The organism is Mesorhizobium sp. M7A.F.Ca.US.008.03.1.1 (assembly GCF_003997495.1).
In the GTDB taxonomy this organism is placed as follows: Bacteria; Pseudomonadota; Alphaproteobacteria; order Rhizobiales; family Rhizobiaceae; genus Mesorhizobium.
In genome coordinates, this window is the sequence record NZ_RZRU01000011.1 from 57,079 (window position 1) to 70,533 (window position 13,455).

The following is a 13,455-nucleotide window of genomic DNA, read 5'->3' on the forward strand; positions in this document are numbered from 1 at the left end:
CAGCCATTTGCGTCGGTTCCTGTGGCTATCTCAGGAACCAGTGCTTGCGCGCGGCGTTGCGTGTCTTTGCTGGCAGTGAGGAGTCTGGGAATGCATGGCCGGTCGGAGACGCCCTGATGTCGATGCCGGGCCTGGCATACGGTCCCCTGGGCGATCGATGCATGCATGTCTGCGTGGATATGCAGCGGCTGTTTGCCGAGCCGTCTCAATGGGCAACACCCTGGATCACCCGGGTTCTCCCGCAGATCGAGAGGCTGGTCGAAAGACGCGCGCCACAGACGGTCTTTACACGCTTCCTGCCCGCCGGGAAGCCGGGGCAGGGCGTCGGCACATGGAAGCGCTATTATGAGCGCTGGGCTTCACTGACGATCGAGAAGATCGGGCCCGAAATGATCGAACTGCTGCCGTCTTTGGCCGGCTACTGCCCGCCCGCGGCGATCATCGACAAGCACATCTACTCGCCCTGGTTCGAAGGGCGCCTTAGAGCCCTTCTGGTGGAACGCGGGATCGATACGCTGGTCATCACTGGCGGCGAAACGGATGTTTGCGTTCTCGCCACGGTGCTAGGGGCCATCGATTTCGGCTATCGCGTGGTTCTCGTCACCGACGCGCTATGCAGTTCTTCCGATGCAACTCATGACGCACTGCTGACCGTTTACCACCAACGTTTCGCGCAGCAGGTCGAGACGGTTGAAATGGAAACGGTTCTCTCGAACTGGACGTGACGTCCGCCAACCCGGCTCGGGCGGGAAGTGTCCATGCTTCCTTGCGCGGTTGGGCTGCCTATCTGTTAAGAGAACGACGGACACTAGGACAGGTAGCAGACGTGACGCAACGATCGGGAAGTGCTGATCTTCCACTCCATGGTGGGCGCGTGCCAAAATGGCTCGGCGACCGCATGACGCGTCTTGGCGCCGTGATGTGCGAGGCGATCATTCATCATTATGGTCGAGACGAGCTGCTGCGGCGGCTGGCGCATCCGTTCTGGTTCCAGTCGTTTGGTGCTGTCATGGGCATGGATTGGCACTCGTCGGGGATCACGACCAGCGTCGTGGGCGCTTTGAAGCGTGGCCTCACGCCGCTTTCCGGCGAGCTCGGCATTCATGTCTGCGGCGGTCGCGGCGCGCATTCGCGCAAAACCCCGCATGAGCTGGAGGCCATCGGCCAACGCGTCGGCTTCGACGGAGCGGGCCTGGCCACCGTCAGTCGGCTTGTCGCCAAGGTCGACAGCGCCGCAGTCCAGGACGGTTTCGATCTTTACCTGCATGGTTTCATCGTCACGGATGACGGTCGCTGGGTCGTTGTGCAGCAAGGCATGAACGGTGACAGCAAGGTGGCGCGCCGCTACCATTGGCTCTCCGAGGGCCTCAAGAGTTTTGTCGACCAGCCGCATGCCGCCATCGAGGGCGCCCATCAAGGTGAGATCGTCAACCTGACGGACAGGCGCGCCGACGCGTCGCGCCAAGGGCAACTGAACCTTTTGCAGGACCTCGGACCCGATCGCATCCTGAGCGAGTTTGCAGCATTGCAGCGTGGCGCAGAGCCGCCGCGCCGGCAGGAACCGGAGCAGCCGCTGCTCCCGCATTTGGTCATGCCCGCTCACCATGACGTTCGCGAAAGCGATGTCGTCATGCATCGTCTTCACGGCAATATCGCAGCCGCCGCGGACCGCGGTCCTACCGATTTCGCCGAACTCCTTCTGGTTCCTGGCGTCGGCGCGCGCACGGTGCGCGCGCTGGCCCTCGTTGCCGAGGTGGTGCATGGCGCGCCTTGCCGTTTTTCCGATCCCGGTCGCTTCTCGCTGGCGCATGGCGGCAAGGACAGGCATCCATTTCCTGTACCGCTGAAGGTCTATGATGAGACGATTGGGGTTCTGAAGTCGGCCATGCAGAAGGCAAAGCTCGGTCGCGATGAAGAAATCGGTGCCTTGAGGCGGCTCGACGATCAGTCGCGGCAAGTCGAACGATACGTGACCGGCCCCAGCCTGAAGGAAATTGTCGCGGGAGAATTCGACCAGTCGCATCTGCTTGGCGGGCGCAGCGTGTTCGGGTGGGAAGCGGCGCCGGATACAGCGCCTGCTGAGCGGAGCAAGAAAGCGTGAGAACGTGTTAGAGCGGCTGTAGATCAATCGTCCAGATCGATCAGCGCGACACCGAGGTCCGGGCGCTTGCTGCGGCGCAGATGGCCGGGCGCTTCCACCAGGGTGATTTCGAGCGTTGGCCGGACGATGCCGTCAAGCAGATGTCCACCCCGGGTGGTGCCATCGCTCAATCCAAGCACCGCATGGACGTGCAGGCTGGGCTTGTCGTCATCTCCCAGTGCGACATCGCCGATCGCGCTCAGAACCTCGCACTGTTCGTCGACAGGGATTTTGAGGTAGGTCTTCGCGTCCGGATCAAACCAGCCCACCGTGGCTTTCTCGAAAGCCCCTATGGCCGTCAAGGACGCGCTACCGATCTTCTGCTCGACCGCGAAGGCGGTCAGCGCCGCGAACGCTTCTTCGCCCGGGTCGAGCACCACGACAAAAGTCCTTTGTCCGCCGATCTCGTTGACGAGCTGCGATTTCATCGCTGTGCTTCCATCGTTCGGCCCATTGAGTGCCGTCACCCAGATCAATGGGCGCGGTGTTCCGCGTTGCGCTTGCGGGTCGCTGCAGCTTTCTTTGCCGATTCCGATCGGCTCGCGGCAGACCGTGATGCCGATGCCTTGCCGCCGCTTCTGCCGCCTTTGTGCGCCGCAGGATGGCCCGTGTGTTTGCCGCGGCCGGAACCGCCTTCCTTCTTGCCACCGCCATCGTCCTTGTTGACGGTTGCCCATGCCCGCCGCTCTGCCTCCTTGTCGGAAACCCCGCGCTTCTCATAGCCTTCGGCAATGTGGTCGGCTTTACGCTCCTGCTTGTCAGTGTATTTCGATTTTTCGCCTCGTGGCATGGCCTATTCCTCCTGTTGAATAAGGGCTGAACGTCGACTGGATGCGCTGGTTCCAACAGAAGTTCGCGTTCGTTCAGCCGATTGCCAACCTGACCACGATGGCCAGGATCACGACCGACCAAGCCGGCTATGAAGATAACCTGGCGCGTGCGCGTCACCGTCCTATTCCCGACCATCGCTCATGATCGCTCCTTCCGGCTCTTGGCACACAACCATCGCTCGACAGGTGAGGTTCCGGTTACATCGATCCCGCCAGCAGAAAAAGGATCACAGGCTCGTGAGGAGGGGAACTTTGTCCTCCGCGATTGGTTTGGGCCGCTTGAGACCCAGCCAGCCCGGAGCCAGCCATGTCCGATGCCAAGATGTCCAGTGGCCTGAGCAGACGCATGTTCATGACGGCCTCTGTTTCGGCGGCGGCGGTGATGCCGCTTGTTAATTCCCCGACGAGAGCTGCCCAGCCAGCGCCCGCAAAACCAGGCGAACCGCGCGACTTGTCGGCGGTTTCAATGCGTATCAACAAACAGACCTACAATCTCGCGCTCGACAATCGAACCAGCCTGCTTGACGCTCTGCGCGACCATGTTGGCCTGACCGGCACCAAGAAAGGTTGTGACCACGGTCAGTGCGGCGCCTGCACGGTTCTGATCGACGGGAAGCGGGTACTGTCCTGCTTGAGCTTTGCCGTCATGAACCAGGGGCGGGAGATCACAACGGTGGAAGGGCTGGCTTCGACGGGCGGGGACCTGCATCCGGTTCAGCAGGCCTTCATCGACCACGATGCCTTTCAATGCGGCTATTGCACACCGGGTCAGATCATGTCCGCCATCGGTTGCATCAACGAAGGCCATGCTGGGTCGGAAGACGATATTCGCGAATACATGAGCGGCAATCTATGTCGCTGCGCGGCCTATCCCAACATCGTTGCGGCGATCGTTCAGGCACGCGACGAGATCAGGAGGGCTTAGGATGCGCCCCTTCGTATATGAAAGACCAACCAGCGTCTCCGCGGCCATCGCCATGGCGTCCGATCCCGATGCCGTGCGTGTTCCGCCAACCGGCGCCAGCACGCAGTTCATCGCGGGCGGCACCAATCTGGCCGACTACATGAAGCTCGGTGTCGCGCGGCCGGAGCGACTGCTCGACCTCAACACTCTTGCCGAGCCGGCCTTGCGGCAGATCAGGATTGACGATGACACGATCAGGTTTGGTGCACTGGTCCGCATGGGTGAAGCAGCCGACAACAATGATGTCAGGCGGCGTTGCCCGGTCCTTGCCGACAGCCTGAAATTCGCCGCCAGCGGTCAGCTTCGCAACATGGCGAGCCTGGGCGGCAATGTGCTGCAGCGTACGCGCTGCGAGTATTTTCGGGAGATTTCTTGGCCGTGCAACAAGCGCGACCCTGGCTCCGGCTGCGCTGCGATGGAAGGGTCCAATCGCCAGCATGCAGTGCTGGGTACGAGCGATGCCTGCATCGCCACGTATCACGGCGATTTCGCGCAGGCGCTGGTTGCGCTGGATGCCACCGTCGATGTCGAAGGTCCGCGGGGAAGGCGCACGCTTGCTTTTGCCAAGCTGCACAAACGGCCGGGCGAAACGCCCGACATCGAGACGGATCTTGCCGCCGACGAGCTCATAACCGCCATCGAAGTGCCGCTCGCACGGTGGAGCACCCGGTCGCGCTATCTGAAGATACGCGATCGCGAATCCTACGCGTTTGCGCTGGCGTCCGCGGCTGTCGCGCTCGACATGGATGGCGAGACGGTAAGGAGTGCGCGCATTGCGCTTGGCGGTGTGGCGACGGTGCCGTGGCGTGCGCGCGAAGCAGAGGACGCGCTACAGGGCAAAGTGCTTGACGAAGCCGCGGCGCAAGCGGCTGCCGAGGCTGCTTTCGCCGATGCCAGGCCGCGCGAGCATAACGCATTCAAGATACCGCTCGGCAAGCGCACGCTGGTGCGGGCGCTGCTCGAAACACGGGATTTGAAGGGCTGAGCCATGAACCAAGCTGCACCCACTCCAAAGGAAAACCAGGGCGACCCGGTTGTCCGCATTGATGCCCGGCTAAAAGTTACCGGACAGGCCGACTATCCCGCCGACATAGTCACGGCCAACGTCGCCTACGGTGCCCTTGCCACCAGCAGCATTGCCCGGGGCAAGGTTTCGGAACTTCACACGAGAGACGCCAGGGCCGTACCTGGTGTGCTGGACATCGTCAGCTATGGCGATATGGACAAGACCGACAAGCCGAAATTCGGCAACACCGGCGCAAGTTCGATCGGGCCCTTGCACGACAAGACGGTTTTTCACGACGGTCAGATCGTCGCTCTGGTGGTCGCCGAAACCTTCGAGGCGGCGGAGGAAGCAGCGATGTTGATCCGTGCCGACTACGAGAACGAACGGCCCAGCGCCAGCTTTGATTCCAAGGGCGTGAAGATGGAACCGGCCGCCGGCAAAAGCCCTATGTTCAAGGAGGATGCGAAGGCCGGTGACTTCGACGCCGCCTGGGCGGATGCGACGGTGAAGATCGACGAAAAATATTCGACGCCGACCCAGCATCATAATCCGATCGAGCTGTTTTCGACCACGGCCATATGGCAGGGCGACCAGTTGACGATACACGAGCCCAGCCAGAATGTTACGGGCTGGAAGGTGGAACTGGCACGCCAACTGAAGCTCGATCCGGCCAATGTGCGGATCGTCAGTCCCTATATCGGCGGTGCCTTCGGCTCCAAGGGGCCGATGACGGCACGCACTGCGATCGTTGCCGTCGCGGCGCGGCGGATCGGCCGGCCGGTTCGTTGCGTCGTCAATCGCATGCAAGCTTTCGGTACGCAGACCTATCGAGCCGAAACGCGGCATCGGATCCGCATGGGCGCCCGCAAGGACGGCCGCATCACGGCGTTCGGACATGAGGCCTGGGAGGTGACGTCACGCCCTGATCCTTATGTCGTCGGCGGAACGTCCGCCACCGCGCGCATGTACGATTACGGCTCCGTTCTGACGCATGTTTCGCTGGTTCATGCCGATCGCAACACGCCTGGCTATATGCGATCGCCGCCGGAGACGCCTTATGTCTACGCGCTGGAAAACGCCATGGATGAAATGGCCGTGGCCCTCGGCATGGATCCTGTCGAGTTTCGTCGCATCAATGAACCGGAGAAGGAGCCGATCGGAGGCAAGCCATTTTCCAGTCGCTCACTCATCAAGTGCTACGACCAGGCGTCGGATGCCTTTGGCTGGTCGAAGCGCGACCCCAGGATCGGCTCGATGCGCGACGGCGATTGGCTGGTCGGGATGGGTTGTGCGACGGCAATCTATCCGACTGCCGCCGCACCCTGCGCGGCCAGGGTTCGTCTCACCGCCGATGGCGAGGTCCGGGTCCAGTGCGGCTCGCATGAAATCGGCACCGGCATTCGCACCATCGCCGGCCAGATGGCGGCCGAAAGGCTGGGGGTCGGCATGGACAAGGTCAGCGTCGAGATGGGCGACAGTGCCTTGCCGCCGGCTCCCGTGTCGGGCGGATCGATCTCGACCGCCAGTGTCTGCTCGGCGGTCATGAAAGCCTGCGACGCGATACGCGAAAAGCTGTTCGCAGCCGCTGCGGGCAGGGGAGCTCCGCTGGCTGGTTCGGGCAATGCGAAGCTGGACTTGAAGGACGAAGAGGTCGTCACCGAGACCGGCAAATCCGCAAAGCTGGCCGATGTCTTCAAGGCCATGCAGGTCGGCGCCCTCGAAGAATATGCCGAGTTTGCGCCGAAGGGTTCTTCGCCTGAAGCCTTGGGGAAACTCTATGCCGGACAGTCGGAGTTTCATGGTGGAGAGAACGACGAAGATTCGGTCAAATATGCCTTTGGCGCCGAGTTCGTCGAAGTGCGCATCAACAGCTATACACGCGAAATCCGGGTGCCGCGCATCGTCGGAGCCTTCGCTGCCGGGCGCATCATGAACACGCGCACCGCGCGCAGCCAACTGATGGGTGGCATGATCTGGGGCATCGGCCAGGCGTTGCACGAGGCGACGGAAACCGATCAGCGATACGCGCGCTACGTCAATCGCGACCTGCAGGACTATCTCGTGCCGGTCAACGCCGACATCAAACAGGTCGACGTTATCCTGGTCCCCGAAATCGACCATCAGGTCAATCCTGCCGGCGTCAAGGGCTTGGGCGAACTCGGCAATGTCGGAACGGCTGCTGCCGTGGCGAGTGCCGTCTATCACGCCACCGGCAAGCGCATTCGCGATCTGCCGATCAGAATAGACGATTTGATAGACTGACGATCAAGAGCTCTGGACGGAGCATGGAACTCGTAACCCATAGGAAATTCAAAAACGGCAGGTTGATGCCGTGGGGAAAAGGCACGGTCGTCACCGGAGCAAAGGGATTTGTCTACCTTTGCGGAAATACGGCAACCGCCGAAAATTACGATCCTGCCGTAAAGAGAGGAGGGGGCTTCACTGGCGATGCGGCGGCACAGTGGCGCGCAATTCTGGCGAACATCAAATCAGATATGGGAAGAACTCGGCAGCGCGCTCGACTACCTCATCCGGCTGACCTTCTTCATCAAGGGGCCATTTCCCGATGGCGGCGTTCTGAGTTCACCCAATTTTCGTCTCGACGTGCTGGACGAGTTCTTTGCCGAGCATTGCCCGAAGCACTGCAGCTATAACAACCCGCCGCCCTCGGAGGTGATCGGGGTTGCAGCGCTTGCGCAAGCCGACATCGTCGTTGAAATTGTCGCGGTGGCGGCGTTGCCTGACTGAAAAGTTTTCGCGTGACAGCTTAGTTGCCTTGGCTCTTGAGTGTCACTCCGGGGCTGTGGCGGGAGCCGTGTAACGGCGGCGCACAGCATCAAGCACCCGCTTGCGGCTCTCCTCCGCCGACAGGGTCTTGTCTTCTTCCGCCTCGGCGGTTTCGCGCGCCAGGCCCTTGTCCCTGATCTGATGTCGAAACCATTTGGAATAGTCGCCGGTGCGCAAATGAAACTCCCAGGTCTTGTCGTCTATGCCCTCGGCGATCTGAGCGAAGATCATCAGATTGTGAGCCCTGAGATTCATCGCATTGTCAGGGCCATGGAAATAGAAGCTGCCGGCTTCGTCGAGCTGGCCTTCGGCATATTTCCGGCTGTGCCGCTTGAGTGACTGACGTGGTTCGACCACCTTGACCGTCTTGACTTTCTTGCCCGTCTGCGGCCGCCAGAACAGCACGCGCGCACCCTTGGGGCCGGGGATGTCCTTTGGCGGCTCAATGCCGGTCTCCTTGCAGAAGACCTTCACAACGTCCTTCGCCTTGGGGCCAAGCGCAATGATGGCTGTCACAAGGCGCAAGGCGTCTGTCGAGATCGCCTCGGGGTGAACGGTGATCAGGATTGTGCCCGGCAATTCCAATGACAAGACCGCCCGCGTATCGTCGCGCCGCTTGGGCAGAAGATGATGCGCTTCATCGATGACGAGCCAGTGCGGTCTCGCGGTGCGCCGGCGGAAACTGCTGAGGCCAGGCAGCAGGTCGGCAAAGAAATCCGGCCTCTCGTCGACGCGCAGCGCCAGTCCATTGACGACAACGTTGCTGTCGGCTTGGGCGATCAGATCCAGCACCTGCGCCTTTGTCGGCGCGCTTGAGCCGTCTCCCAGGCGAACGGCGCCTTCGAGGCCGTCATAGTCGCCCTCGGGATCGAACACACAGAACTGAAAGCCGCTTTCGACGAAGCGTTCCGTCAGCGCGGTGGCCAAGGTGGATTTACCGATGCCGGAACTCCCGGCAATGAGGATCGTATCACTCGGCGACAGGAAGATGTCACCGCCTCCAGATGATCCAAGAACGATGCCGTCATGGCGCCTCGGTACTATCGCGTGATCACGCTTTATCAGCTTTGCGATGAGTTGCTCCACGCCTTTGCCGCGGACGCCACGCATGACCAGGTTGGCTGTATCCTTGACCGCCGGAATTGCGTTGTCGACGGCGGCGCTGCAGCCACAGGCTTGCAGGAACGCGTGGTCGTTCTCGGCGTCACCGACGCCGACGACGTTGTGCGGCGAAAGTCGAAGGTCCTGAAGGGCCGCAGCGAGCCCGGTGGCTTTGTTGATGCCGCTCGGCAGGATCATCACCGCGCCCTTGTTGAAGATGATTTCCAGTTCGAGGCCCATCTTCTTGATGACGTCGAGCACGGCCGCCTGATGGGGTTCCCAGGTCGCGACGATCGATCGCCCGACCGAAAGCGGCTTGACGCCCCGCCTCTTCAATCTGGCGACGAATTTAGGCTCGGGCGATGGGGCGATCACCCGTTCTTCCTCGCTGGCCGGCGTGTAGATCATCGCGCCATTCTCAGCGACGACCTTGTCGAAGAGGCTAAGCTCGGGAAAGACGCGCTTGAGATCGGGCAGTTCACGCCCGGTGACGAGAACCAGCTTGCGGCCGCTTTTCTTGAACCGCTCAAGCGCGACGAGCGTCTTCTTGGCGACGATGCCATCATGAGCCAGCGTGCCGTCATAGTCTGTCGCCAATGCAATGAAATACATTCCGCCGACCTTCTCGTTCCGGTTGCTCTGCGGCTAGAACGTGTGATCGAGACAAAGGCTCCCCAACGACCGGATCGCAGATCTTGGAGAAGGGGACGGTTCGCCCTCGGAATCAGGAACTCCTTCGGTGCCGGCACGTTGACCAGACAAGCCGGGAACCGTCCCGGTCTTTGCTGGCGGCGCGCAAACCCCGTCGCCGAAATCCACACCAGGTGCAATGAAAGGTAAGGCCATGGGCTTCTTTTCGAAGGACATCAAGACACTCGACGATCTCTTCGTGCACACGCTGCGCGACATCTATTACGCCGAAAAGCAGATCGAGAAGGCACTGCCGAAGATGATCGACAAGGCAACCGACGCGCAATTGAAAGCCGGATTTGAAAAACACCTCGACCAGACGAGAGGCCACATCGAGCGCGTCGAACAGGTGTTTGAGTTGCATGGCGTCAAGGCCAAGGAGGTCAACTGTCCGGCAATCGACGGCATTCTCGAGGAGGCCGACGATGTGAGCGGTGACGTCGATGACAAGGAGGTTCTCGACGCCGCGCTGATTGCTTCGGCGCAGGCCGTCGAACACTACGAGATGACCCGCTACGGCACGCTCATCGCCTGGGCCAAGCAGCTTGGCCGCACCGACTGCGCCAATGTGCTGGCCAAGAACCTCAGGGAAGAACAGGCGACCGATCGCAAGCTCACCGAAATGGCGGAAAGCAAGATCAACCTGCAGGCAGCCGAATAAGGCTGCCATCCGGCCGGCTGGTAACTCGGCCGGCCGGATGCCTAGGTTTCCACTCCGTCAGCGGGACGGGTCGACGCCCAGGGCCGCTGATTGCTTGCGCAGCGCCTCACCGTCATCCTGCGGCACATGCCGAGCGGATCCTGCAGTTTCCGCGTAGATGCGGTACGCTACACAAGCGAGCGCCACCATGAAAAGCAGACGGCCCATCCTCAGTACCCTCCGACGACCGGCAAGATCTCGCCGGTGATGTAGCTCGAGCAATGCGACGAGGCGAGGAACACATAGGCCGGCGCGAGTTCTTCCGGTTGCGCGGGTCGTTTCATTGGCGTGTCCGCGCCGAATTTCGAGACGTCGTCGGCTTCCTTGTCGGACGGATTGAGCGGCGTCCACACCGGACCCGGTGCTACCGCATTCACCCTTATGCCCTTGCCGATGAGATTGCCCGACAGGGCCCGCGTGAAGGCATGGATGCCGCCCTTCGTCATCGAATAGTCGACCAGCTGTTTTGAGCCGTCGATACCGGTTACCGAACCGGTGTTGATGATCGCCGAACCGGGCTTCATGTGCGGCACCGCTTCCTGCGCCATATGAAAATAGCCGTAAAGATTGGTCTTCAGCGTCGTGTCGAAATGTTCTTCGGTCAGCTCGCCGAAATCGCTGGAATGGATCTGGAACGCAGCGTTGTTGACCAGCACGTCGATGCGGCCGAACTTTTCAACGGTCTCCATGACCGCCTTGTGGCAGTGGCTGCGTTCGCTGACATCGGCCTTGATCAGAATGCAGCGTCGTCCCTCCTTTTCCACCGCGGATTTGGTTTCTTCAGCATCCTTGTCCTCGGTCAGATAGACGATCGCGACGTCGGCGCCCTCGCGGGCGAACAACACCGCCACCGAGCGGCCGATGCCGGAATCGCCGCCGGTGATGAGTGCTACCTTTTGGTCGAGTTTTTTCGATCCGAGATAGTACGGCGCATCGTAAAGCGGCTCCGGCTCTAGCGCCCATTCATGCCCCGGTTTGGGCTGATGTTGCTCAGGGAAGGGGGGCTCGGGATATTCACGGGCGCCAGCCTGCATGGCGCCTCGCTGCTTCCCGTCGCTTTTCGATTTGTCCTTGGAATCTATGCCACGTTGGATATGGCGCTGCTTGGCCGCTTCACCGGCTATTTCCGACTTCATCTGCATGATCGTCTCCTTGGCTTGGAAAGGAAACAACGCATGTCAGGCAAAAAGGTTTGCACAAAAGATCGACTGCCGAGAGGATTCCGACCAGCGTTTGGCGATGCGTAACGACGATGTCGCCAGTTGCAACAATTCAGCTGCAATGCAGCCGCGCCAGCCACCGGCGCGGTGGCATCGAGCACCCGGGGCTTGCCCGCTGCCTGCGCCGCCTTGGAGGCGAGCCAGACGTACAGCTGCGCGTTCACAATATCGAACCGATATTTCGAAGCCTGACGTCTCCAGGCTGAAGCCTCCAAACTCCTTGCCGAGGAACTGGAAAGTGGAGTCGGGGGATGTCGGGGACCGCCGCATCCATACAGCCAGCCAGCCATATCGGAAAGTCGCATAAGATAGATTATGGAACTAACGCATCGGCCAAGAACTGGAAATTGCCGCTGATTTTCACAGGCTTGATCCAATCCTGGCGTATTGCCTTGAGCGGATAGCCAACGCTAGGCTGTCGAAATGAAGATGGCAAACAGCGGGATCGAAGCGGCGATCGAGGTGTTCGTGCATGGCTTCAGCGCCGACAGAAGCAGCACCTTTCCTTACGAGGCCAGCCGCGTTGGACCGTTGTGGCTGATGCGCGACGCCGAGCGCAAGAATCCTCGCGACTACCGCGGCGAAGAATGGGTCGTCCATGACGTCGCCGCTCAAGAAGCCGATGCCATCGTGCGGCAGCATGCACGGCCGGGCTTTGCCATTTCCGTTGTGATCGCGAACGAGGATCCGGATGGGCCGACACGAACCGCCTACAAAGCTCTCGGCTCCCGGCTGCTTCGGACCGAAGGCTTTTTCGTCCACCGATTGCGCCGGATTCCCAGCTCGCCGGCGGTTGTTTCGATCGAACGCGTGCGGACAGCCGAACGGGCGGCGCAGTTGGCAAAGATCATCCGCAGGCAGCCGGTCCCGGATCATTTGCTCGGCGACAGCGCGCCGTTCCGCCAGTATGTGGCAGTCGATGGCGCCGATATCGTTGGGCGCGTTCGCAGCCTGGATGCCGTGGGAGCCACCTGGTGTTCGAGCATGTATGTCGAGCCGTCGCACCGGCGTCGCGGCATTGGCCAGGCTTTGATCTCGAAGATGTTGCACGACGATCGGGCTTTTGGGTCGAGATGCTCGGCGCTGGCTGCGACCCACGCCGGGGCATTGCTTTATCCCCGGATGGGCTACGAACGGATTGGAACGCTGCTGATATTTGCACTAAGTAGCCGAAAGCCGTGATGAAGGTCTATTCGCATCGCGCTGATTCATAAGGGATTTCAATCACCATGCCATCATAGGCCGGTTCCACGTTGGCTGGTGTCTCGGCCGTCACGGTGGCGTAGTCGAGCGGCACATGCATATGCGTCAGCACGGCGTGTCTTGGCGCCAGCTGCTCGATCCATTCAAGCGCTTCGCCAAGTGACAGGTGACTTGGATGCGTCCGGTACTGCAGCGCGTCGATGATCAGCACGTCGAGGTCCCGAAGCCGTTCGGCGGTGGGTTCCGGAAAGTCGCTGATGTCGGGGCAATAGGCGAGCGCGCCGATGCGGAAACCGAGCGATACGATGTCGCCGTGGATCTGCGGCAGCGGCTCGAGGATGAGGGTACCCCCCTCTCCTTCGATGACCACCGGCCTGGCGTGGTCGATGAGATGCGGCCTGACGATCGGCGGATAGGAACTGCCTTGCGGCGTCTCGAAGCAGTATCCGAACGCTTCCCGCAGCCGAAGCATTGTCGCGCTGTCGGCATGAACATCGATCAGCTGGCGTTGATCGAGGACGAAACCGCGCAGATCGTCGATGCCATGGATATGGTCGGCATGCGGGTGGGTGTAGACGACCGCATCGACACGTTTAACGCCGGCCAGCAGCATCTGCTGCCGAAAATCCGGCCCTGTATCGATGACGACAGTCGTGCGGCTGCCGTTCGCCGCGATCCGTTCGACGAGCGCGGCAGTGCGCATGCGCCGGTTCTTGGGGTTATCGGGGTCGCAATTGCCCCAGTCGCCGGTGATGCGCGGCGTACCTGGGGACGAGCCGCAGCCGAGAATGGTGACGCGCAGCCGGTCGGTCAT

At 61.2% G+C, this 13,455-nt stretch carries 13 protein-coding genes; 8 read left to right on the plus strand and 5 right to left on the minus strand.

Features of this window, described 5'->3' with window-relative positions:
• The first annotated feature begins 116 nt into the window (after nt 1-116).
• The gene (locus EOA16_RS16835) at nt 117-725 is read left to right on the plus strand and encodes a cysteine hydrolase (RefSeq protein ID WP_127259270.1); all 609 of its coding nucleotides are present in this window, start codon (nt 117-119) and stop codon (nt 723-725) included.
• Nucleotides 726-826: 101 nt separating this feature from the next.
• Nucleotides 827-2,101, plus strand: coding sequence for a DUF763 domain-containing protein (locus tag EOA16_RS16840; RefSeq protein ID WP_127259271.1), 1,275 nt, complete (start codon nt 827-829; stop codon nt 2,099-2,101).
• Nucleotides 2,102-2,124: 23 nt separating this feature from the next.
• On the opposite strand, the gene EOA16_RS16845 is transcribed toward EOA16_RS16840, so the two are convergent.
• Both EOA16_RS16845 and EOA16_RS16850 read right to left on the minus strand, forming a co-directional pair.
• Nucleotides 2,125-2,568, minus strand: a complete 444-nt coding sequence (locus tag EOA16_RS16845; RefSeq protein ID WP_127259272.1) for a PPC domain-containing DNA-binding protein — start codon at nt 2,566-2,568, stop codon at nt 2,125-2,127.
• A 44-nt stretch (nt 2,569-2,612) separates the two neighbouring features.
• Entirely contained in the window at nt 2,613-2,930 is a 318-nt protein-coding gene (locus EOA16_RS16850; RefSeq protein WP_127259273.1) for a plasmid stabilization protein, read from the minus strand.
• A 347-nt stretch (nt 2,931-3,277) separates the two neighbouring features.
• Here EOA16_RS16850 and EOA16_RS16855 point away from each other — a divergent pair, with 347 nt between their 5' ends.
• The 4 genes from EOA16_RS16855 (at nt 3,278) to EOA16_RS33225 (ending at nt 7,688) form a co-directional block, all read left to right on the plus strand.
• Nucleotides 3,278-3,895: a (2Fe-2S)-binding protein gene (locus tag EOA16_RS16855; RefSeq protein ID WP_127259274.1), complete on the plus strand. Its 618-nt coding sequence runs from the start codon at nt 3,278-3,280 to the stop codon at nt 3,893-3,895.
• 1 nt (nt 3,896) lies between these two features.
• Nucleotides 3,897-4,919: a xanthine dehydrogenase family protein subunit M gene (locus EOA16_RS16860; protein WP_127259275.1), complete on the plus strand. Its 1,023-nt coding sequence runs from the start codon at nt 3,897-3,899 to the stop codon at nt 4,917-4,919.
• A 3-nt stretch (nt 4,920-4,922) separates the two neighbouring features.
• The gene (locus EOA16_RS16865; RefSeq protein ID WP_127259276.1) at nt 4,923-7,202 is read left to right on the plus strand and encodes a xanthine dehydrogenase family protein molybdopterin-binding subunit; all 2,280 of its coding nucleotides are present in this window, start codon (nt 4,923-4,925) and stop codon (nt 7,200-7,202) included.
• A 186-nt stretch (nt 7,203-7,388) separates the two neighbouring features.
• Nucleotides 7,389-7,688 carry a hypothetical protein gene (locus tag EOA16_RS33225; RefSeq protein WP_245455955.1) on the plus strand — a complete coding sequence of 100 codons (300 nt, stop codon included), beginning with the start codon at nt 7,389-7,391 and terminating at the stop codon, nt 7,686-7,688.
• Between the two features lie 42 nt (nt 7,689-7,730).
• On the opposite strand, the gene EOA16_RS16875 is transcribed toward EOA16_RS33225, so the two are convergent.
• The gene (locus EOA16_RS16875; protein ID WP_127259277.1) at nt 7,731-9,440 is read right to left on the minus strand and encodes an HAD-IIB family hydrolase; all 1,710 of its coding nucleotides are present in this window, start codon (nt 9,438-9,440) and stop codon (nt 7,731-7,733) included.
• Nucleotides 9,441-9,672: 232 nt separating this feature from the next.
• Here EOA16_RS16875 and EOA16_RS16880 point away from each other — a divergent pair, with 232 nt between their 5' ends.
• Nucleotides 9,673-10,179, plus strand: coding sequence for a ferritin-like domain-containing protein (locus EOA16_RS16880; protein ID WP_127259278.1), 507 nt, complete (start codon nt 9,673-9,675; stop codon nt 10,177-10,179).
• A gap of 209 nt (nt 10,180-10,388) precedes the next feature.
• Here EOA16_RS16880 and EOA16_RS16890 read toward each other — a convergent pair whose 3' ends face one another.
• Entirely contained in the window at nt 10,389-11,360 is a 972-nt protein-coding gene (locus tag EOA16_RS16890; protein WP_127259280.1) for an SDR family oxidoreductase, read from the minus strand.
• 618 nt (nt 11,361-11,978) lie between these two features.
• Between EOA16_RS16890 and EOA16_RS16895 the strand changes: the two genes are divergently transcribed.
• Complete coding sequence (locus EOA16_RS16895) at nt 11,979-12,620, plus strand: GNAT family N-acetyltransferase (RefSeq protein ID WP_245455956.1); 642 nt, start codon at nt 11,979-11,981, stop codon at nt 12,618-12,620.
• 7 nt (nt 12,621-12,627) lie between these two features.
• Here the strand turns inward: EOA16_RS16895 and EOA16_RS16900 are convergent, their stop codons facing one another.
• Nucleotides 12,628-13,455 (minus strand): MBL fold metallo-hydrolase, encoded by an 828-nt coding sequence (locus EOA16_RS16900; protein ID WP_127259282.1) that lies wholly within the window; start codon nt 13,453-13,455, stop codon nt 12,628-12,630.